The sequence below is a fragment of the Bradyrhizobium sp. WCU1 genome (genome assembly GCF_053474805.1).
Genome location: NZ_CM130280.1, coordinates 2066986 through 2085892, shown reverse-complemented (window position 1 = coordinate 2085892; position 18907 = coordinate 2066986). Strand labels below are relative to the sequence as shown.

The window sequence follows — 18907 nt, the reverse complement described above, 5'->3', positions numbered from 1 at the left end:
ATCGATGCGCGCTCAATCATTCGCGGCAGGGCTGATGTCGGTCTCTGGCAAGTTCGATCCGGTGGTGCGCAGGATCCGCGTGGCGGATATCGCGGAAGCGCTGGGGCAGGGGCTGCGCGACTTTCAGGCCGTCCCGCTCTACGGATTGATGTTCGGCGCCATCTACATGCTCGGCGGCAACGTGATCCTGCTGTGCTTGACCGCGCTGGGCATGGTCTATCTGGCCTACCCACTGGCCGCGGGCTTTGCGCTGATCGGTCCGTTCGTCGCGATCGGGCTGTACGAGATCAGCAGGCGTCGCGAGGTGGATGAGCCGATCACGTTGGGTGCGATCTGGTCGAAGCTGCGATCACGCGGCGAAATCGGCTGGATGGCGTTCGTCACGCTGTTCGTGTTCATCATCTGGATGTACCAGGTGAGGCTGTTGATCGCCCTGATACTCGGGCTCGGCGCCTCCTTTGCCAGCCTTCACGACTTTCTGACCGTGGTGCTGACCACCAATGAGGGGCTGTTGTTCCTCGCCATCGGCAATGCGGAAGGCGCGGCGCTGTCGCTGATCCTGTTCTCGCTGACGGTGATCTCGTTTCCGCTGCTGCTGGATCGCGAGGTCGACTTCGTCACCGCGATGATCACGAGCGTGCGCGCGGTCGTGACGAGCCCGCTGCCGATGATCGGATGGGCGGCGGTCATCGTCGGGCTGCTGATCGTCTCGGTGATTCCGTATTTCATGGGACTTCTGGTGACGATTCCCGTGCTGGGCCACGCGACCTGGCATCTCTATCGCCGCGTCGTGGTCCCGGTCGGCTCCTTTGCCGACCCGATCCTGCGAAGGGAGTGAACCTCACCCCGGCATCGGTATCCCCAATTCCTTCAGCGCGTCCAGCATGCGCTGCGGGGGCTGCATCGGGATCACCATGGCCTTGCCGGTCTCCAGCATGCTCTTCAGGCTGGAGAGGATCGCCGGCCAGCCGGCGCGGCCGCCGGACAGGATGTCGTCGCTGATCGGGCGATCATGCGATTGCAGCAAGGTCAGCTTCACGCCGTCGCCGGCCGGCTCGATCTCCCAGGTGACGAGCGTCGGCCCGAGCTTCTCGACGAGCTGCGGCCAGTTGACGTTGAATGTCACGGTCAGCCGCCGCAGGGGATCGCATGCGATCACCTCGCCGGAGATGTGCACGGCGCCGTCCGGCGTGCGCACGACGTAGGCGCCGCCGACCCGGAGATCGACCTCGACCGCGTTGCCGGAAAAGTATTGCCGGCTGAGCTCGGCGTCGGTCAATGCCTGCCACACCTTCTCGGGCGTGGCGGCAATGTAGATCGCGTAGACGATGGCCGGCTTGAATGTCTCGATGTTCATGTCCGCACGTGTCCTTCGATAGATCTTCATTGTCATTCGAAGCCGTCGATTCCGAGCGCGGCGGGCGGGATCGCGACCGCCTTGCCGGTTTCGAGCAGACTCTTGAGAGCAGACAGGATCGCAGGCCAGCCCCTGGAAATGCCGTCAAGCAGCTTGCTGCCGACGCCGAAGCCCTCATGAGTCACGGTCAGCTTCACGATCTTGCCGAACGGCTCGAGCGTGAACACGACTTTGGTTGCCGGCTCCTTGCGCAGTTCGGGATCGGCCTCGTGCTTGAACGTATAGGAAAGACGCCGCGGCCGGTCGGCCTCGAGGATCTCGCCAGTGTCGGTGGTCTTGCCGCTCATTACCAGCGCGAGCGGCGAGCCGACCTTCCAGTCCGATTGCAGCTCGGTGTCGAACCAGTATTGCCGCGTGAACGTAGTTGAGGTCAGCGCATCCCACAGCTGCTCCGGCGTGGTTTCGATGTAGGTGACGTAGACGAATTCAGGCTTAGGCATGGTAGGGCTCCCTGGCGCCGCTGGTGAGCAGTTCGGCCGGCAGTTCGCGGCCGGTCTCGAGGAAGCTCTTCAGGCTGGCAATGACCATCGGCCAGCCGCCGGAGACGTCGCGCAGCGTCTTCGGGCCGAGGTTGTCGTGGGTCATGGTCAGCTTGACGACCCCGCCGTGCGGTTCGATGTCGAAGGTCACGCGCGAGACCTGCTCGCGCTCGACGCCTTCCTTCACCACGTCCCAGGTGTAGGCGAGCTTGTGCGGCGGATGGATGATCAGCACTTCGCCCTGCACGGCGCAGCGGCCATCCTTGGTCAACTGGTAGGGCGAGCCGACCTTCCAGTCGGAGCTGGCGCGATAGCCGAACCAGAAGCGTTCGGTGAAGTCGCTCGATGTCAGCGCGTGCCACAGCTTCTCGGCCGTGGTCTCGATATAGGTGACGTAGACGCAGTCCGGCTTACTCATCACGCTTCTCCAATTGTCTTTTCAATTCGCTGAGCGCTGCCAGTTTCCCGCGCTCGAACTTCCTGATCCATCGCTCCCCGATCTGATGGATCGGAACCGGGTTGAGGTAGTGCAGCTTCTCGCGGCCGTGCTTGATCGTGGTGACGAGGTTGGCCTCCTCGAGAATCACAAGGTGCTTGGTGACGGCCTGGCGCGTCATGTCGAGCCCGTCGCAGAGCTCACTGAGCGTCTGTCCGTTGTGATCGTGAAGCCGGTCAAGCAGCGTCCGCCGTGAGGCATCCGCGAGGGCTTTGAAGACTTCATCCATGGGCCGGATAATAGGCAACCAAACGGTTGCATGTCAAGAGCGCGTGTTTGGGCACTGCCATCCGGCGGCGCGCAGATCGAAGGACCACGGATGTTTCCATGTCCGCTCTTCACGTGCATAATAATGACAAAGAAGCAGAAGAGCCCCTCATGTCCCTGCAAGCCTATTTCGCCTTCGTTGCCGCCTGCATCGCGCTGGCGCTGCTGCCCGGTCCGATCGTCACGATGGTGATCGCCAACGGGCTGCGCTACGGCACCCGTGCGGCGCTCACCAACGTGCTGGGCGCGCAGGTCGGGCTTGCGATCGTGATCGGCATCGTCGCGGTCGGCCTGACCTCGCTGATGGCCACGATGGGCTACTGGTTCAACTGGGTGCGCTTTGCCGGCGCGGCCTACCTGGTCTGGCTCGGCATCAAGCTGATCCGTTCGCCGGTCGAGGGCGTCGGCACCGACGACAAGCCGCCGCCGCCGCGCGGCGGCTTCTTCCTGCAGGGCTTTCTGGTGCTGCTGTCGAACCCGAAAGTGCTGGTGTTCTTCGGCGCCTTCATTCCGCAGTTCATGGACATGGACAAGCCGCATTTGCCGCAGGTGGCGCTGCTCGGCGTCACCTTCATGGCAACCGCGGTGCTGACCGATGCCGCCTACGCGCTGGCCGCCGGCCGCGCCCGCAGGTTCTTCTCCAAGGAGCGGACGCGGCTGATGTCGCGCATCTCAGGCGGCTTCATGATCGGCGGCGGCATCTGGCTGGCGCTGACCCGGGCACGCTGAGCCCGGGGCCGAAACGGTCGCTCGCGCTACGTCGCGATCCGTTCCATCACGTCGCGCACCAGGCCAGTCAGCAGCTCGAGCTTGTAGCCGGTCATCGGCAGCGGCTTGGCTCCCGATGTTGCGAGCTCGGCGGCTTGTGCGATGGTCGCGGCAGTGGCCGGTTTCCCCTGCAGCGCAGCCTCGCTTGCTTCGAGACGCAGCGGCACCGGGGCGATGCCGCCGGCCGTGATGTGGACCTGCTGGAATGTGCCGCCCGATATCACGGCCCGCGCGCAGATCTCGACCAGCGGCCATTCCGCGTAGGAGCGGCTGATGGCGCGCTTGTAGTGCGCGCGCTCGCCGGCCAGCGGGGCGGGGAGCTCGATCCGCTCGATCCGTTCGCCCGGCGCAAGGAGATTGTCGACCGCGCCGTTGCTGCCATCGCCGAGCACGTCGGTGATCGACAATCCGCTGTGCCGGTCCGTGGTGACCTTCGCATCATAGGCGAGCAGCGCCATCGCCATCGTTGACGGATGCGGCGCGACGCAAGGGCCGAGATCGAACGCGACGTGATAGAGATGGTTGCCGGATCGCGCCGGACAGTCGGTGCCACCTTTCTTGAGGCAGGCGATCTGCGGATTGCGGAAATACCAGCAGCGCGAGCGCTGCGCGAGGTTGCCGCCGAGCGTCGCCATATGCCGGATCTGCGGCGTGGCGAGGCCCTGCGCGGCGGCGGTGATGCCGGGATAGGCCTGGGCGAGCCGCGCATCCGATGCGATCGCTGCGATCGCAGTCAGGGCGCCGATCCGCGCCGAGCCGTCCGCATTCCACGCGACCCCGATCGTGTCGGGGCTGGCGGTGAGATCGATGACCTCCCCGCATGACAGGCCGCTACGACGGCGCTCCGACAGGTCGGTGCCGGCGGCGCGGAATTCGGGTGCGGACATTGCCAGTGCTGTTGCGGCGCTCATGCGGCATCCCTCCCTTTCAGCGCGGCGACGATGCGGTCGGGCCGGATCGGAATCTCGGTGAGGCGGACGCCGATCGCGTCGTGGATCGCATTGGCGACCGCGGCCGAGGTCGGCACCGTTGACGCCTCGCCGATGCCGACGCTGTTGCCGAGCACATGGTCGAAGCCGGCTTCGTCGAAATGGACGTCGATCTCGGGCGTATCGGCGATCCCCGGGATGCGGTAGTCCTCCATCCCCGCGGTCAGCACGTCGCCGGTGTTCGGATCGAGCTCGCGCGCCTCGTACAGCGCGTAGCCGAGGCCCTGGATGACAGCGCCGCAGGCCTGGCTTCGCGCCAGCGCGGGAGACGCGATCTTGCCGACCGCGATGCCGGTGTGAACGTTGAGCACGCGGACGTGGCCGAGCCAGGTGTCGACCTCGACCTCGATCACCTGCACCGAGCTCGGCACGCCGGCGCCGACCGCGATATTGGAAAAGCGGCGCATCATCCAGCCGAACACCATGCCGATCAGGCCGACTTCGCGCAGCGGTGAGCGGATGCCGGGTGCGGTGTTCTTGCCGTCCTCGCCGCGCGTCTCGACCACGGCGATGTCGGGCGAGCGCGCGATCAGCTCGCGCCACGGCGCGTTCGAGCCGGGCGCAGGCTTTCGCGTCGCTTGTTCGAGGATTTGAGCCTTCAGCTTCCCTACCGCTTGCAACGTCGGGGGCATCACCGAGGCGGTGACGCGGCTGCCGCCGGAGCCGGGCCCTTCGGGCAGCGAGGAATCGCCGATCCGCACATCGATATCACCGGGCTCGAGATCGAACTCGCGCGCAATCGTATCGGCAAGCACGCTGCGGGTGCCGGTGCCGATGTCCTGCGTCGCGGTGCTGGCGACGATGCGGCCGCCCTTGACCGCGACCTCGACCTTCACGTTGGGCTGCCACAGATAGAGCCAGTAGCCGGTGGCGACGCCGATGCCGCGGCGGTAGCGGCCGGTCTGTTGTGGTTTGCGATTGCGCCAGATGTCGAGCCCGGAAGCCCAGTCGTACAGCCGCTGGCGGTTGGGATCGGGGTCCCAGCGTTTGCGCAGGGCGATCGGATCGACCTTGAGCCGCAGTGCGGCCTCGTCGATCGATTGCTCGACCGCGAAGGCCATCGGCGGACCGCCGGGGCCACGGAAGGCGGCGCCGGGCGGCAGGTTGCTGATGACGTCGAAATCCGACAGGTCCTTCGCCTCGGCCGGATAGATCAGCCGCGCCAGGCCCGCGATCGTCGAATTGGTCGCGGCGCCGGTATCGGCATGCGCGGTGACGGAGAGCGCTTTCAGGCCACCCTGGTCGGACGGCAGCAGCGCGACCTTCAGTTCCGCGGCAGGCCGATAGCCGGCAACCGAGAGCTCTTCCTGCCGATCGTAGGTGACCCGCACCGGCGCCTTGGCCGCGCGCGCGAGCTCGATCGCGGCGATCGTCTCGACGCCGAGGCTCGCCTTCGATCCGAAGCCGCCGCCAACGTGCTCGGCGATCACGCGGACCTTGTCGTGATCGAGCTTGTAGCGCTTGGCGATCTGCTCCTTCAGGTGAAACACCTGCTGGGTCGAGGCGTGCAGGGTCAGCCGGTCGCCGTCGAAGCGCGCCACCGCGGCATGCGGCTCCAGACACGCATGCTGCTGCGTGGCGGTGCGGAAGGTGGCTTCGACGAGCAGGCTGTTATTGGCCTGCCGCGCCTCGTCGACCCAACTGCGCGCCTTCTTGGCGCGGGTCGAGAAAACCGCGGTCGGCCCGCGGATGTTTTGCTTCCACGGCGCCGGTCCGCCTGCGGCTTCCGAGACATTGCCGGCCCGCTTGCGGCTCGCCTTGTCGAACACCACAGGCGCGCCGTCCTTGCGTCCGGCGTCGAGCCCGACCACCGCCGGCAGCTTTTCATAGGTCAGCTTGATCGCGGCGAGCGCGGCCATTGCCGCCTTGCGGTCCTTTGCAGCAACCGCAGCGATCGGCTCGCCGACATAGCGCACGATCTTGTCGTCGCCGAGCAGCGACACCGCTGTGACGCCCGCGAGCGCGCGCGCCGGCGCGAGATCGAGCGTGGTGATCCGCGCATGCGCCTCGCGCGAGCGCAGGATCAAGCCTTCGAGCTGGCCGTCATGCGTGATGTCGACGGTGTATTTCGCCGCGCCCGTCACCTTGTCGCGCGCCTCGATGCGGGGCGCTGCGACATTGTCGCCGTCAAAGCGGCCGACACAGGCATCCGCGACCGCGCGGAAAATCCCGTCATAGGCGCCGCAGCGGCAGAGATGGCCCGACAGCGCCGCGCCGATCTCCTCGCGCGAGGGCACCGCCGTTCCCCTGGTCGCGCGCCATTGGTCGCAGAACGCGGTCGCCTCCACGATGAAGCCCGGTGTGCAGAAGCCGCATTGCAGGGCGTCATGCGCCATGAACGCCTTCTGCACCGGATGCAGCCCTGCGGCGCCGATGCCCTCCACCGTCGTCACCGCCTTGCCGGCTGCGGCCTGCGCCGGCATCAGGCAGCTTGTGACCGGCGCGCCGTCGACCAGCACCGTGCAGGCGCCGCAGACGCCGGCGCCGCACACCAGCTTGGTGCCGGTGAGCTTGAGCTGGTCGCGCACGATGTCGATCAGGAGCGCGTCGGGATCATCGGGCAGGGATTCGACGCGGCCGTTGACGGTCGTCGTGGTCATGACTGTCCTCCTATTGTCCTGCGTGTCGGCTTGTTGCGGATTGCCGCCTTCCTGGCGGGCGGCTGTCGTGATTTCGACGAGGATTTTGTCTCGGATCTCGGGATGGCGCCGGCGCAAAGCGTGCGCACCATGATCGCCATGTCCTTCAGGAATGCATCGGCCGGCTGCATCGCCGGATACTGCGACTTCGCTGCGTACATCGACATCTCGACCAGCCGGGCGAATTCGGCCGGCGACAGGTCTTGCGGCAGCAAGAGTTGCTGCTTGCGCGCGATCCGCGCGATGGTGGCGGCCACGCGCTCCGCATGGCGTGCGGCATAGGTCTGGTAGAGGTCGCGCGCGTGCACGAGGTGCTCGGAGTACAATTCCTCGATATGCGGCGAGCCGTCCAGCGAGGCGATCATGGTCGATATCCGCGCGGTCAGGCCCGCGGCGAGGATATCGCCGAGATTGCCCCCCGCCGTCTCCGCTTCGGCCACGGCTGCTTCCTCGGCTGCGATCGCGGATTCATGGATGCGCTCGATCACGGCGCGGAACAGCGCTTCCTTGGATTCGAAATGATGATAGAGCGCTTGCCGCGTCAGGCCGGCCGCCTCGGCGACCTGCTCGATCGAGGAGCGGCGAAAGCCGTGCCGGCGGAACACCAGCATGGTGGCATCGAGGATGCGGGTCTTCGGTCCCATTTGACGAATTTGACAAATATAGGAGATTTGTCAAATCGCGATTTGGTGAAGCGATCTAGCGGGCTGCCTCACTGATGTGTGAGGCGCGTCACGGATCGTCTCGCCTGGCCTGCGTAAAGCTTCGACATGCAAGGGCGAGCCCCGATCGCCCGGCGCTTGCGAGGATACGGACATGACACAGGTCTATTTCCATTGCTCGAATACGCGCGGCGTGCTGATGGATCGCCGCGGCGCCTCGGTCGACAACCTCTCCGAGGCCTGCGAGGCGGCGACCCGCATGATGCGCTCGCTGGTCGCAACGGTCAGTCTGGAAGACTGGCGCGACTGGGCCGTGCATGTCAGCGACGAGGCCGGCGAGGAGATCGTGATCCTGCCCTTCGCCTTCGTGCTTGGCAAACCGCACTGAGGACGCGCCTTGTCGTCATCGCATTCATCATTGCTGTCGCTTCGCCGCGGTCTGAACGCGGTCACGAGCGCCTGGCAGAAATTGATCGCGCGAATGTGCGATCCCTATCGGCCCGAACAGCACTACATGCGCGGGCCGGGTCCCAGATGCCGCGCGAAGCATGCCGTCCATGCCGCGCCGGCCGGCTGATGCTGACCCGGTCTCGGCGATTCAGTTTAGAACGATCCTACAGTTGCGCGAAATACCTGGACGCATCGTGGCACTTTCCGGCCGCCCTCGTTGCGCGATCGCAACACGATTGGCGATAAGCCCTACACTGGACGCGTTCTAATCGCCGTGCGGCTGCGCGCGTCCTCCATCGTGTTAGTGACGGCAACAATGGAGACTCTGGAATTAGGTAGCGACCTTGACTGCGACGACCAAATCCCTGCGGCAATGGGGCGCCGTCCACAAATGGACCAGCCTGATCTGCACATTGTTCATGCTGCTGTTATGCATCACCGGCCTGCCGCTGATCTTCCATGACGAGATCGACGATCTCCTGCACAGCCAGGTCAAGGCGGCCGACGTGCCGCAAGGCACGCCGCCGGCCGATCTGGATCATCTGCTCGCCAATGCGCTGGCGCAGGCGCCGGGCAAGGTGCCGCATTTTCTGATCTGGGACCGCGACAATCCCGGCGCGATGTGGGTCAGCGTCGGCCCGACGATCGATGCCGATCCGACCAACAATTTGCTGATCCGGATGGACACACATACCGGCGTCTATCTCGATTCCCCTGACGTGACCGGCCGCTTCACCTACATCATGTTGAAACTGCACACCGACATGTTCGCAGGGCTGCCCGGCAAGCTGTTTCTCGGATTGATGGGGATACTGTTCTGCGTCGCGATCATTTCCGGCATCGTCGTCTACGCGCCGTCGATGCGCAAGCTGCGGTTCGGCGCCTATCGCGCGCAGCGCACCCGCGTGGTGCGCTGGCTCGACGTGCACAATCTCGCCGGCATCCTGCTGGTCGCCTGGACGCTGGTGGTCGGCTTCACCGGCGTCATCAACACCTGGGCCGATCTCGTCCTCAAGATGTGGCAGTTCGGTCAGCTCACCGAAATGACCGCGCACTACAAGGACCGGCCGGTGCCGTCGAAATTGTCCTCGCTGAATGCGGCGGTCGTGGAGGCCAAGCGTGCGGTGCCCGGCATGACGCCGAGCTTCGTCGCCTTTCCGGGAACGCTGTTCAGCAGCAAGAGCCACTACGCGGTGTTCCTGCACGGCGATACGCCGCTGACCTCGCGGTTATTGAAGCCCGCGCTGATCGATGCGGAGACCGGGACGCTGACCGACAGCCGCGACATGCCCTGGTACGTGTCGACGCTCTACATCTCGCAGCCGCTGCATTTCGGCGACTACGGGGGCATGCCGCTCAAGATCGTCTGGGCTCTGCTCGACATCCTGACCATCTTCATCCTCATCACCGGCGTGTATCTGTGGACGCGCCGCCGCAAGGCGGGTGTCAGCCAGGAGCGCGCCATCGCCAACGCCGCCTCGATCGACAATCCCGCACTCACGTCGTGATTTCAGCATGGTCGCACATCGCACATTGACCCAGATCTTCGCCGCGCCGCTCGTGATCGCGATCGTGAGCACAGTGGGCCTGATCAGCGCGCTGGTCGGCGACGGCTGGTGGGATGCCGTCTCGTGGGTGGCGCTCGGCCTGCCCGTGCTGCTCTACCTGCTGTTCATCTGGCAGCGCCGGCCGAACTGATCGGGCGACGCGCTAGATCCGCGCTTCGGCGCGCAGCGTCGTCTCGATCTCGCCGAGGATGCGCGCCAGCCGTTCGGCCCATGCCGTCTCGCCGGCCTGATCGGAGATCAGGTCCTGACGGATCTCGATGCCCGAATTCATCAGGCCGCGCTGCTCGCCATGCACCGGGATCGTGTAATCGGTCTCGTCGCTGACCGCGTAGGGCTCGTTGTCGCCGACCACGAGATCGCCCTCGGCACGCAGATGCTTGAGCAGCAGCGGCGGCAGCGCCTTGTCGTGATGATACAGCGTGCCGATGTGCCAGGGACGTGCGATGCCGGCATAGACCGGCGTGAAGCTGTGCAGCGACACCAGCACGGTCGGCATGCCCTGTCGCGCACGCTCGTCGATGATGTGGTCGATGCGCCGGTGATAGGGATCGAAGATCTGCGCGCGGCGCATCTCGGCGGCCTCGCGCGACAGGCCCTCATTGCCCGGAACGGTGGTGGCTTCGCTGATCAGCGGGACCGAGCTTGCGACATGCGGCGGCCGGTTGCAGTCGATCACGAGCCGCGAGTAGCGCTGCGCGATCAAATGCGCGCCGAGCAGGTCGGAGAGCTGCGTGGCGACGCCGGCGATGCCGATGTCCCAGGCGATGTGCCGGACGAGCTCGCCTTCGGGCAGGCCGAGATCGCCGAGCGAGGAGGGAATCAGCCTGCCGTAGTGGTCGCAGGTGAATAGGAACGGTGAGCGGCCGGCCGCATTATGTTCAAGAACCGGTGAAGCATCGGTGCTTGCGAGCAGGAAAGATGGACCGCCACCGTAATTCAAGGGCTTTTTTCCTCAACTTTGCCTATTCAAGCGGCATGCTGGTTTGGAATCGAGCAGCTTTCTCTATAGATTATGCGGCTCGAAATCACGATGATTGTTTGAAGATGCCGCTCCTGACTATCCATCACAAGACCGTTTATCGCTACGCGCGCCCGGTGGCGTTCGGCGAACACCGCATCATGCTGCGCCCCCGCGACGGCCATGATCTGCGCGTGCTCGACGGCGCACTTGTGATCGATCCGCAGCCAATGTCGCTGCGCTGGATCCACGACGTGTTCGGCAACAGCGTCGCGATCGCGGCCTTTGACGAGCGCGCCGACACGCTGTCCTTTGTCTCGACCGCAACGGTGGAGCACAATCCGGCCGACAGGTTTGCACTGACGCCGGACGACCCTGCGTACTTCTATCCGTTCCTCTACGACGACGAGGAATTCCCCGATCTGCAGCAGTTCATCACGCCGCAATATGGCGACCCGAACGGCGAGCTGTCGGCCTGGGCGCGGCGTTTCCTCGATGTCGAGGCGCCGACGCTGACCTTCAAGATCCTCAGCGACATGACCCACGGCATCCGTGAGGCGTTCAGCTACCGCAAGCGTTACGAGCAGGGCACCCAGCATCCGCTCGATACGCTGCGGACGCAGTCCGGCACTTGCCGCGACTATGCGCTATTCATGATCGAGGCGCTGCGCCGGCTCGGCATCGCCGCGCGCTTCGTCTCCGGCTATCTTGCGATGCCTCCCGGCAGCGCGCATGGCTATGTCGGCGGCGGCTCGACCCACGCGTGGGTGCAGGTCTATCTGCCGAGCGCGGGCTGGATCGAGTTCGATCCGACCAACGGCATCGTCGGCACTCGCGATCTGATCCGCGTCGCAGTGGCGCGCGATCCGCGCCAGGCCATCCCGCTGCATGGCGTCTATCTTGGCGCTGCGGATGCCTATCTCGCGATGGACGTCGACATCAAGGTCGTCTCGGTCGGCGAGAGCGCAGCCGAGCAGGAGACGGCCTGACGATGCAGATCAAGGTCGGTTTCGAGATCACCTACACGGCGGCGTTGCCGACACCGATGGTCATCATGCTGTCGATCCATCCGTCGCGCTATGCCGACATCGTCGGCACCGAAAGCATTTCGACCGAGCCGGATGTCCCGATCGGGCTTTATCGCGATGGCTTCGGCAATGTCTGCGGCCGCCTGGTCGCGCCGGCCGGTGGCGTCACCTTTCGTGGCAGCGCGCTGGTGCGGGATTCGGGATTGCCTGATGTCGTCAATCCGGCGGCGCAGCAGGTGCCGATCGAGCAGCTACCCGATGACATGCTGCTCTATCTGATGCCGAGCCGCTATTGCGAGACCGACAAGCTGACCGACATCGCCTGGTCATTGTTCGGCAACACGCAGCCCGGCTGGGCGCGGGTGCAGGCGATCACCGATTTCGTGCATCACCACGTGACATTCGGCTACCAGCACGCCCATCATATGAAGTCGGCGCATGACGTCTATGAAAGCCGTGCCGGCGTTTGCCGCGACTTCGCGCACCTGGCGCTCACCTTCTGCCGCTGCATGGGCATTCCGGCGCGCTACTGCACCGGCTATCTCGGCGACATCGGCGTGCCGCCGGACCCCGCGCCGATGGATTTTTCCGGCTGGTTCGAGGTCTATCTGTCGGGCCAGTGGTACACCTTCGATGCCCGCCACAATGTGCCGCGGATCGGCCGCATCCTGATGGCGACCGGCCGCGACGCCGCCGACGTCGCGCTCACCACGAGCTTCGGCCGCATGACGCTGACGAAGTTCGTCGTGGTGACGGATGAGGTGGTGGCGGCTTGATTCTTCCCAACCATTCCGTCATTCCGGGGCGCCCGAAGGGCGAGCCCGGAATCCATCTCGCACAGCATCCGTCTGGTGAAATGGATTCTCAGATGCGCAATTGCGCATCATAGCTCGCAGCTTCGCTGCGCCCCCGGAATGACAGGTTAGGCCATGATCTCCGATCTTCTCTTCGTCTACGGCACGCTGATGCGCGGCTTCGACCATCCGATGGCGAAGCTGCTTGCCGGCAATGCCGAATTCCTCGGGCCGGCGCAGTGCCGCGGCCGGCTTTATCTGGTGAAGCATTATCCGGGCCTCGTCGCCTCGGACGATCCCGCCGACATCGTGCACGGTGAATTGTTCCGCCTGCGCGCGCGCGAAGCCATGCTGCGCGAATTCGACATGTACGAGGCCTGCGGCGAAGGCTTTCCGCCGCCGACCGAATATCTCCGCGAGATGCTCAAGGTCACGCTCGCCGACGGCAGCGCACGCGAGGCGTGGACCTATCTCTACAATTGGCCGGTCACCGAGCTGCCGCGGATCGCCTCAGGAAAGTTTCTCGCGCATTAGCGCTTCACACTTCCCGCTCGACGCGGATGTCGACCTCGCGTTCGACAAAGCTCCATTCCTCGGTGGCGCGCAGCATGCCGACCAGCTCGTCGAACAGGCTCGCATGCTCGGGCGCGAATTCGAACCAGGTCAGGAAGTCGAATTGCATACCGAGGTCGCGGGCGTGAAACAGCTGGCGAGCGATCGCCGGCAGGTATTTCAAGGTGCCGGCGATGTGGTGCGACTTGTCCTCGAAGATCGCCCGGCGCTCCTCCTGGGTGAGCTCCCACCATGCCGCAGACTTCCTGATCGGGATCAGTGCCGCGTGCGTTGCCTCGCTGCGGCCGAGTCCGGCCTGCACGGCGGCAAGCTTCTCGCGCTCTTCCTTCTCGGTGTAGCGCAGATGGCTGGCGACGCCGGCGAGCCGCCAGGAAGTCTGTGCCGGCAGCAGCGGCAGCGCGATCGACTCGCTGGTAACAATCGACAGCGCCGCGACCTTCGGCAGCGTCTCGCCCTTCACCCGCGTGATGGACGTAACCTGCCAGCCGCCGCTCTGCCCGCCTCTGAACGTCGTGAACATGGCTTATCCAATCCCGTAACCGGGGAGGGGGCAAGCTCGGTCATGACGATCATCCCCACCGTCATCCCGGGGCAGCCCGCAAGGGCTCAGCCCGGAATCCATAGGCCGGCAATGCGGATGCATCGATTCCGGGCTCGACGCCGAGCATCGCCTGGGAATGACGAGGGTGTGGATAACGGGCGAAGGTCGATAAACTTGATGGGTTGAGGGCTTCGTCACTATATCGATGTCCGATTGACGCCGAACCCGAGCCAGATGCGTTTCACGCCCGAATTCCTCGATGAACTGCGCGCCCGGCTTCCGGTCTCGGAAGTCGTGGGCAAGCGCGTCAAGCTCAAGAAGGCCGGGCGGGAGTGGAAGGGGCTGTCGCCGTTCCAGCAGGAGAAGACGCCCTCGTTCTTCGTCAACGACCAGAAGCAGGCCTGGTTCGACTTCTCGTCCGGGCTGAACGGCAACATCTTCGACTTCCTGATGAAGACCGAGGGCGTGACTTTCCCCGAGGCGGTGGAACGTCTCGCCGCGATGGCGGGAGTCCCGCTGCCGGCCGTAACGCCCGATGCGGCGCGCCACGAGCAGCATCGCCGCACCCTGCACGACGTGATGGAACTGGCGACCAAATTCTTCGCCGACACGCTGGCCTCACGCAATGGCGCCAAGGCGCGTGGCTATCTCGCCGACCGCGCTATCTCGCCGGCGACCCAGCTCCAGTTCCGGATGGGCTATGCGCCGCCGGATCGCTTTGCGCTGAAGGAGCATCTCGGCGCTCAGGGCATTTCGACCGAGGACATGGTGGAGGCAGGTCTCCTGGTGTCCGGCGAGGACAAGCCGGTGCCTTTCGATCGCTTCCGCGACCGCGTCATGTTCCCGATCACGGATGCCCGCGGCCGCGTCATCGCTTTCGGCGGTCGCGCGCTGGAGAAGGACGTTCCGGCAAAATACCTGAACTCGCCGGAAACCACGCTGTTTCACAAGGGCGACAATCTCTACAACCTGTTCACAGCACGGCAGGCCGCGCATGACGGGGCGCAGCTGATCGTCGTCGAGGGCTACGTCGACGTCATCGCGATGGTCACCTCGGGCTTTCCCGGCGCGGTCGCGCCGCTCGGCACGGCGCTGACCGAGAACCAGCTCGCGCTGCTCTGGAAGATGGTCGACGAGCCGATCCTCTGCTTCGACGGCGACCGCGCCGGCAAGAAGGCGGCGTATCGTGCTGCGGACATTGCCCTGCCGCAGCTCAAGCCCGGCAAGAGCCTGCGCATCGCGTTGCTGCCGGAAGGACAGGACCCCGACGATCTCGCCCGCTCCGGCGGCCGCGCTGCGATCGAGGAGGTGATCTCGGCGGCGCGCCCGCTCGCCGACATGATCTGGTCGCGCGAGATCGAAGGCGGCAATTTCGACACCCCCGAGCGCCGCGCGGCGCTGGAGGCGCGGATCGGCGAGCTCGCCAACGGCATCCGCGACGAGGTGGTGCGCCGCTATTACCGGCAGGATTTGCAGGAGCGGCTGCAACGCAATTTCGCCCCGGAGGGCGGACGTGGCGGCTATGGCCGCGGCGGCGGCTTCGGCAGGAGCAATTTCGGAGGCGGGCGCGGCGGCGAATCACCCCGCCAGTTTGTCCCGCGCGGACCGGGCCAGGCCGGCCGGTTCGGCGCCAAGGGCGGCGCCACCCCCGGGATTTCACGGGGCCCCTACCAGGCGGCGAGCCCGCAGCTCGCCAACAGTCCGATCATGCGCGGCCAGCGCAGCGCTATCTCGCGCCGCGAGGCCCTGATCCTGCAATGCCTGATCAACCACCCCTGGCTGCTGCACGATCATCTCGAGGAGGTGGCAGCCCTTGAGCTTGCTCATCCCGAGGCCCACAAGCTCAGGGCCGCCATTATCGCGGCCTTTGCCCACGACCATCATCATTCCCCGGACGTCGAGGAGCAGGCCGAGAAGATGCGATCCGACCTCGAGGCGGGTGGATTATCTCATATTCTTCAAAGGGTTGAGCGGGCGATCACAACCCAGGCGGTGTGGGGCGCGCAGGTTGGCGCCGCGCGCGAGGATGTTTTATCGACCTGGCGTCAACTCGTTGCCTTGCATCAGAAAACCCACGCCTTACTTAGGGAAAGAAAAGACGCGGAAGCCGCCTTGGCTGAAGACTCCAGCGAGGCCAATCTGGCATGGTTGCAGGATATCCAGGCCCGGATGGCAGAAGCCGATGGGACCGAAGCCCTGATCGAAGGGTTCGGCGAATTATCGGGCCGGTTCCAACGTAATGTCTGATAACAAAAATGCTGCGGACGGCGCTGGCCGAACCCGCAAAAAGACTCGCCAAATCCATGGTTTGGCTGCAAAAACAGGGTTAAGCGAAACTTAATAGCCTCGCGGCTATTGCAGATGGAAACCGTCGAGACGGATGACAGGGGTGGCGAGATTTTGCGCCGCCCTTTGTGCGTCGAGAGAGTAAATCTAGATATCATGCCGATGTGTGCGCTTGGCGCCATTTTGCATGACCGCGTTTCGGGAGCTTAGTGAATGGCCACCAAGGCAAAGACGCTGCAGGTTAAGGACAAGGAAAAAGACGACAAGGCAGCGGATGCCCCTGAGAAGGATTCCGCTGACGCGCCGTCGCCGTTGCTCGACCTGTCGGATGCCGCGGTGAAGAAGATGATCAAGCAGGCCAAGAAGCGCGGCTTCGTGACCTTCGATCAGCTCAACGAAGTGCTGCCCTCCGATACGACCTCGCCCGAACAGATCGAAGACATCATGTCGATGCTCTCCGACATGGGCATCAACGTCACCGAGGCGGATGACTCCGAAGGCGAGGACGAGAAGGACGACGGTGACGACGAGACCGACAACGAGCTCGTGGAGGTCACGCAGAAGGCCGTCACCGAGGTCAAGAAGTCGGAGCCCGGCGAGCGTACCGACGATCCCGTGCGCATGTATCTGCGCGAGATGGGCACCGTCGAGCTGCTGTCGCGCGAAGGTGAAATCGCCATCGCAAAGCGCATCGAGGCCGGCCGCGAGGCGATGATCGCGGGCCTCTGCGAGAGCCCGCTGACCTTCCAGGCCATCATCATCTGGCGCGACGAATTGAACGAAGGAAAGATCTTCCTTCGCGACATCATCGATCTCGAAGCCACCTATGCCGGCCCGGAGTCGAAGGGCGGCATCAATCCGAACCTGATCGGCAACAACGGCGCCGAGGGCGCGGCGGCTGAAGGCAATGGCGGTGATGCGCAAGCCGGGGCGCCGGCCCATGTCGCGCCGCCTGCCGCCCCGCCGTCGCCGACCCCGTTCCGCGCCGCGCCCGCCGGTGGCGAAGCCGGCGCCGAGGAGAAGGATCCCGCCGAGGCCGCTGCCGAAGGCGACATGGACGACGACGAGTTCGAGAACCAGATGTCGCTCGCCGCCATCGAGGCCGAGCTGAAGCCGAAAGTGGTCGAGACCTTCGACAAGATCGCGTCCGAGTACAAGAAGCTGCGCCGCCTGCAGGAGCAGGACATCGCCAACCAGCTGCAGAGCGAGTCGCTGTCGCCGTCGCAGGAGCGCAAGTACAAGAAGCTGAAGGACGAGATCATCGTCGAGGTGAAGTCGCTGCGCCTCAACCAGGCCCGCATCGATTCGCTGGTCGAGCAGCTCTACGACATCAACAAGAAGCTGGTCTCCTTCGAGGGCCGCCTGCTGCGCCTCGGCGACAGCCACGGCGTCGCGCGTGAGGACTTCCTGCGCAACTACCAGGGCTCGGAGCTCGATCCGCGCTGGCTCAACCGCGTCTCGAAGCTGTCGGCCAAGGGCTGGAAGAACTTCGTCCATCACGAGAAGGACCGCATCAAGGATCTGCGCCACGAGATCCAGTCGCTGGCGGCGCTCACTGGCCTCGAGATCGGCGAATTCCGCAAGATCGTGCACGGCGTGCAGAAGGGCGAGCGCGAGGCCCGTCAGGCCAAGAAGGAGATGGTGGAAGCCAACCTCCGTCTCGTGATCTCGATCGCCAAGAAATACACCAACCGCGGACTGCAATTCCTCGACCTGATCCAGGAAGGCAATATCGGCCTGATGAAGGCGGTCGATAAGTTCGAATATCGCCGCGGCTACAAGTTCTCGACCTACGCCACCTGGTGGATCCGGCAGGCGATCACCCGCTCGATCGCCGACCAGGCCCGCACCATCCGCATCCCCGTGCACATGATCGAGACGATCAACAAGATCGTCCGCACCTCGCGCCAGATGCTCAACGAGATCGGCCGCGAGCCGACCCCGGAAGAACTTGCCGAGAAGCTCGGCATGCCGCTGGAGAAGGTCCGCAAGGTCCTGAAGATCGCCAAGGAGCCGCTGTCGCTCGAGACTCCGGTCGGTGACGAGGAAGACTCGCATCTCGGCGATTTCATCGAGGACAAGAATGCGATCCTTCCGATCGACGCCGCGATCCAATCCAACCTGCGCGAGACCACCACGCGCGTCCTGGCCTCGCTCACCCCGCGCGAAGAGCGCGTGCTGCGCATGCGCTTCGGCATCGGCATGAACACCGACCACACGCTGGAGGAAGTCGGCCAGCAGTTCTCGGTCACCCGCGAACGCATCCGCCAGATCGAAGCCAAGGCGTTGCGCAAGCTGAAGCACCCGTCACGGTCGCGGAAGCTGCGGTCGTTCCTCGACAACTGATTCAGTCGGTATCCATCGAAACAAGAGCGGCGGGCCTGGGCCCGCCGTTTTTGTTTGTTGAGTGATCGTTATCTCGTCGTCATTCCGGGGCGGCGCGCAGCGCCGAGCCCGGAATCCATTCTACCGCGAAACGTGTGGCCCGATGGATTCCGGGCTCGCGCTGCGCGCGCCCCGGAATGACGGAAGAAGTGGCAATGGGAGATGACCGAGCGGGCGGATGGCTCGCGCCGCGCCGCTACTTCTTCTTCGCCCCGACCCGCTCGATCGACTTGATCTCGAGCGGCGGGCGGCCGCCCTTTTCGGCGATCTCGCGGTCCTGGTCGCGCAGGAAGGCGCGCACCGGCTCGTCGCCGTCGAGGCCGCCAAGCAGCTCCGAGGGCACACGGCGGTTGGAGCGCTGCGAGCCGTCTTCATAGAAGACGTTGAAGAAGGCGAATTCGCCTTTGGGATTGGTCCCGGGTTTTTTTGGCATGCGCGGCTTGTCCCCGATCGTGGCAAGGCTGTCAAAGCAAATCCCGCGCCTTTGCGCGCTGGGCTGCCCTGCGCAATCCGGCGGCGAAACGCCCTTGAGATGCGATCGGACGTAGTCCGGCGACATGTCAAGATGACAACGGCCTGTGGGATGTCCACCGTTCTCTTGCGTCAG

General features: G+C 64.9%; 20 protein-coding genes. 10 read left to right on the top strand and 10 right to left on the bottom strand.

The window, feature by feature from the left end; translation table 11 throughout:
* Positions 1 to 34 precede the first annotated feature (34 nt).
* Entirely contained in the window at positions 35 to 838 is an 804-nt protein-coding gene (locus ACTUWL_RS09490; RefSeq protein ID WP_021077367.1) for a DUF2189 domain-containing protein, read from the top strand.
* Positions 839 to 841: 3 nt separating this feature from the next.
* Here the strand turns inward: ACTUWL_RS09490 and ACTUWL_RS09485 are convergent, their stop codons facing one another.
* Genes ACTUWL_RS09485 through ACTUWL_RS09470 form a run of 4 tightly spaced genes read right to left on the bottom strand, consistent with a single transcriptional unit; the run spans position 842 to position 2621 of the window.
* On the bottom strand, positions 842 to 1357 hold the full coding sequence (locus ACTUWL_RS09485; protein ID WP_021077368.1) for an SRPBCC family protein: 516 nt from the start codon (positions 1355 to 1357) through the stop codon (positions 842 to 844).
* Positions 1358 to 1389: 32 nt separating this feature from the next.
* Complete coding sequence (locus ACTUWL_RS09480; RefSeq protein WP_021077369.1) at positions 1390 to 1857, bottom strand: SRPBCC family protein; 468 nt, start codon at positions 1855 to 1857, stop codon at positions 1390 to 1392.
* Positions 1850 to 2314 carry an SRPBCC family protein gene (locus ACTUWL_RS09475; protein ID WP_021077370.1) on the bottom strand — a complete coding sequence of 155 codons (465 nt, stop codon included), beginning with the start codon at positions 2312 to 2314 and terminating at the stop codon, positions 1850 to 1852. The genes ACTUWL_RS09480 and ACTUWL_RS09475 overlap by 8 nt, the downstream gene beginning before the upstream one ends.
* Positions 2307 to 2621: an ArsR/SmtB family transcription factor gene (locus ACTUWL_RS09470; RefSeq protein WP_021077371.1), complete on the bottom strand. Its 315-nt coding sequence runs from the start codon at positions 2619 to 2621 to the stop codon at positions 2307 to 2309. The genes ACTUWL_RS09475 and ACTUWL_RS09470 overlap by 8 nt, the downstream gene beginning before the upstream one ends.
* Positions 2622 to 2770: 149 nt before the next feature.
* Here ACTUWL_RS09470 and ACTUWL_RS09465 point away from each other — a divergent pair, with 149 nt between their 5' ends.
* Entirely contained in the window at positions 2771 to 3388 is a 618-nt protein-coding gene (locus tag ACTUWL_RS09465) for a LysE family translocator (RefSeq protein WP_021077372.1), read from the top strand.
* A gap of 26 nt (positions 3389 to 3414) precedes the next feature.
* Here the strand turns inward: ACTUWL_RS09465 and ACTUWL_RS09460 are convergent, their stop codons facing one another.
* From ACTUWL_RS09460 to ACTUWL_RS09450, 3 genes are read right to left on the bottom strand one after another with little or no spacing between them, the layout of a single operon-like run.
* Positions 3415 to 4338 (bottom strand): FAD binding domain-containing protein, encoded by a 924-nt coding sequence (locus tag ACTUWL_RS09460; protein ID WP_021077373.1) that lies wholly within the window; start codon positions 4336 to 4338, stop codon positions 3415 to 3417.
* Positions 4335 to 7016 carry a molybdopterin-dependent oxidoreductase gene (locus tag ACTUWL_RS09455; RefSeq protein ID WP_021077374.1) on the bottom strand — a complete coding sequence of 894 codons (2682 nt, stop codon included), beginning with the start codon at positions 7014 to 7016 and terminating at the stop codon, positions 4335 to 4337. The genes ACTUWL_RS09460 and ACTUWL_RS09455 overlap by 4 nt, the downstream gene beginning before the upstream one ends.
* A complete protein-coding gene (locus ACTUWL_RS09450; RefSeq protein WP_021077375.1) occupies positions 7013 to 7699 on the bottom strand; it encodes a TetR/AcrR family transcriptional regulator in 687 nt (228 codons plus the stop codon). Before ACTUWL_RS09450 ends, ACTUWL_RS09455 begins: the two co-directional genes overlap by 4 nt.
* Positions 7700 to 7871: 172 nt before the next feature.
* Here ACTUWL_RS09450 and ACTUWL_RS09445 point away from each other — a divergent pair, with 172 nt between their 5' ends.
* The 3 genes from ACTUWL_RS09445 (at position 7872) to ACTUWL_RS09435 (ending at position 9865) form a co-directional block, all read left to right on the top strand.
* Complete coding sequence (locus ACTUWL_RS09445) at positions 7872 to 8105, top strand: DUF6894 family protein (RefSeq protein ID WP_021077376.1); 234 nt, start codon at positions 7872 to 7874, stop codon at positions 8103 to 8105.
* 481 nt (positions 8106 to 8586) lie between these two features.
* Positions 8587 to 9675, top strand: coding sequence for a PepSY-associated TM helix domain-containing protein (locus ACTUWL_RS09440; RefSeq protein WP_291732995.1), 1089 nt, complete (start codon positions 8587 to 8589; stop codon positions 9673 to 9675).
* Between the two features lie 7 nt (positions 9676 to 9682).
* Positions 9683 to 9865, top strand: coding sequence for a hypothetical protein (locus tag ACTUWL_RS09435; protein ID WP_021077378.1), 183 nt, complete (start codon positions 9683 to 9685; stop codon positions 9863 to 9865).
* 12 nt (positions 9866 to 9877) lie between these two features.
* On the opposite strand, the gene ACTUWL_RS09430 is transcribed toward ACTUWL_RS09435, so the two are convergent.
* Entirely contained in the window at positions 9878 to 10675 is a 798-nt protein-coding gene (locus tag ACTUWL_RS09430) for an N-formylglutamate amidohydrolase (RefSeq protein WP_021077379.1), read from the bottom strand.
* 104 nt (positions 10676 to 10779) lie between these two features.
* Here ACTUWL_RS09430 and ACTUWL_RS09425 point away from each other — a divergent pair, with 104 nt between their 5' ends.
* The 3 genes from ACTUWL_RS09425 to ACTUWL_RS09415 all read left to right on the top strand — a co-directional run bounded on the left by ACTUWL_RS09425 (position 10780) and on the right by ACTUWL_RS09415 (position 13049).
* On the top strand, positions 10780 to 11682 hold the full coding sequence (locus ACTUWL_RS09425; protein WP_021077380.1) for a transglutaminase family protein: 903 nt from the start codon (positions 10780 to 10782) through the stop codon (positions 11680 to 11682).
* Positions 11683 to 11684: 2 nt separating this feature from the next.
* Complete coding sequence (locus ACTUWL_RS09420; protein ID WP_021077381.1) at positions 11685 to 12497, top strand: transglutaminase-like domain-containing protein; 813 nt, start codon at positions 11685 to 11687, stop codon at positions 12495 to 12497.
* A 153-nt stretch (positions 12498 to 12650) separates the two neighbouring features.
* Positions 12651 to 13049, top strand: a complete 399-nt coding sequence (locus tag ACTUWL_RS09415) for a gamma-glutamylcyclotransferase family protein (protein ID WP_021077382.1) — start codon at positions 12651 to 12653, stop codon at positions 13047 to 13049.
* Between the two features lie 4 nt (positions 13050 to 13053).
* On the opposite strand, the gene ACTUWL_RS09410 is transcribed toward ACTUWL_RS09415, so the two are convergent.
* Complete coding sequence (locus ACTUWL_RS09410; RefSeq protein ID WP_021077383.1) at positions 13054 to 13608, bottom strand: chlorite dismutase family protein; 555 nt, start codon at positions 13606 to 13608, stop codon at positions 13054 to 13056.
* Between the two features lie 255 nt (positions 13609 to 13863).
* Here ACTUWL_RS09410 and dnaG point away from each other — a divergent pair, with 255 nt between their 5' ends.
* Complete coding sequence (dnaG, locus tag ACTUWL_RS09405; protein ID WP_021077384.1) at positions 13864 to 15876, top strand: DNA primase; 2013 nt, start codon at positions 13864 to 13866, stop codon at positions 15874 to 15876.
* Between the two features lie 252 nt (positions 15877 to 16128).
* Entirely contained in the window at positions 16129 to 18261 is a 2133-nt protein-coding gene (rpoD, locus tag ACTUWL_RS09400) for an RNA polymerase sigma factor RpoD (protein ID WP_021077385.1), read from the top strand.
* 235 nt (positions 18262 to 18496) lie between these two features.
* Here the strand turns inward: rpoD and ACTUWL_RS09395 are convergent, their stop codons facing one another.
* Positions 18497 to 18733 (bottom strand): hypothetical protein, encoded by a 237-nt coding sequence (locus ACTUWL_RS09395; protein WP_021077386.1) that lies wholly within the window; start codon positions 18731 to 18733, stop codon positions 18497 to 18499.
* Between the last annotated feature and the right edge of the window lie 174 nt (positions 18734 to 18907).

What these genes read in the sequence shown, in the direction of transcription:
- ACTUWL_RS09490 (WP_021077367.1), top strand. Translation starts at nt 35, where the DNA reads ATGTCGGTCTCTGGCAAGTTCGATCCGGTGGTGCGCAGGATCCGCGTG.
- ACTUWL_RS09485 (WP_021077368.1), bottom strand. Translation starts at nt 1,357, where the DNA reads ATGAACATCGAGACATTCAAGCCGGCCATCGTCTACGCGATCTACATT.
- ACTUWL_RS09480 (WP_021077369.1), bottom strand. Translation starts at nt 1,857, where the DNA reads ATGCCTAAGCCTGAATTCGTCTACGTCACCTACATCGAAACCACGCCG.
- ACTUWL_RS09475 (WP_021077370.1), bottom strand. Translation starts at nt 2,314, where the DNA reads ATGAGTAAGCCGGACTGCGTCTACGTCACCTATATCGAGACCACGGCC.
- ACTUWL_RS09470 (WP_021077371.1), bottom strand. Translation starts at nt 2,621, where the DNA reads ATGGATGAAGTCTTCAAAGCCCTCGCGGATGCCTCACGGCGGACGCTG.
- ACTUWL_RS09465 (WP_021077372.1), top strand. Translation starts at nt 2,771, where the DNA reads ATGTCCCTGCAAGCCTATTTCGCCTTCGTTGCCGCCTGCATCGCGCTG.
- ACTUWL_RS09460 (WP_021077373.1), bottom strand. Translation starts at nt 4,338, where the DNA reads ATGAGCGCCGCAACAGCACTGGCAATGTCCGCACCCGAATTCCGCGCC.
- ACTUWL_RS09455 (WP_021077374.1), bottom strand. Translation starts at nt 7,016, where the DNA reads ATGACCACGACGACCGTCAACGGCCGCGTCGAATCCCTGCCCGATGAT.
- ACTUWL_RS09450 (WP_021077375.1), bottom strand. Translation starts at nt 7,699, where the DNA reads ATGGGACCGAAGACCCGCATCCTCGATGCCACCATGCTGGTGTTCCGC.
- ACTUWL_RS09445 (WP_021077376.1), top strand. Translation starts at nt 7,872, where the DNA reads ATGACACAGGTCTATTTCCATTGCTCGAATACGCGCGGCGTGCTGATG.
- ACTUWL_RS09440 (WP_291732995.1), top strand. Translation starts at nt 8,587, where the DNA reads ATGCTGCTGTTATGCATCACCGGCCTGCCGCTGATCTTCCATGACGAG.
- ACTUWL_RS09435 (WP_021077378.1), top strand. Translation starts at nt 9,683, where the DNA reads ATGGTCGCACATCGCACATTGACCCAGATCTTCGCCGCGCCGCTCGTG.
- ACTUWL_RS09425 (WP_021077380.1), top strand. Translation starts at nt 10,780, where the DNA reads ATGCCGCTCCTGACTATCCATCACAAGACCGTTTATCGCTACGCGCGC.
- ACTUWL_RS09420 (WP_021077381.1), top strand. Translation starts at nt 11,685, where the DNA reads ATGCAGATCAAGGTCGGTTTCGAGATCACCTACACGGCGGCGTTGCCG.
- ACTUWL_RS09415 (WP_021077382.1), top strand. Translation starts at nt 12,651, where the DNA reads ATGATCTCCGATCTTCTCTTCGTCTACGGCACGCTGATGCGCGGCTTC.
- ACTUWL_RS09410 (WP_021077383.1), bottom strand. Translation starts at nt 13,608, where the DNA reads ATGTTCACGACGTTCAGAGGCGGGCAGAGCGGCGGCTGGCAGGTTACG.
- dnaG (WP_021077384.1), top strand. Translation starts at nt 13,864, where the DNA reads ATGCGTTTCACGCCCGAATTCCTCGATGAACTGCGCGCCCGGCTTCCG.
- rpoD (WP_021077385.1), top strand. Translation starts at nt 16,129, where the DNA reads ATGGCCACCAAGGCAAAGACGCTGCAGGTTAAGGACAAGGAAAAAGAC.
- ACTUWL_RS09395 (WP_021077386.1), bottom strand. Translation starts at nt 18,733, where the DNA reads ATGCCAAAAAAACCCGGGACCAATCCCAAAGGCGAATTCGCCTTCTTC.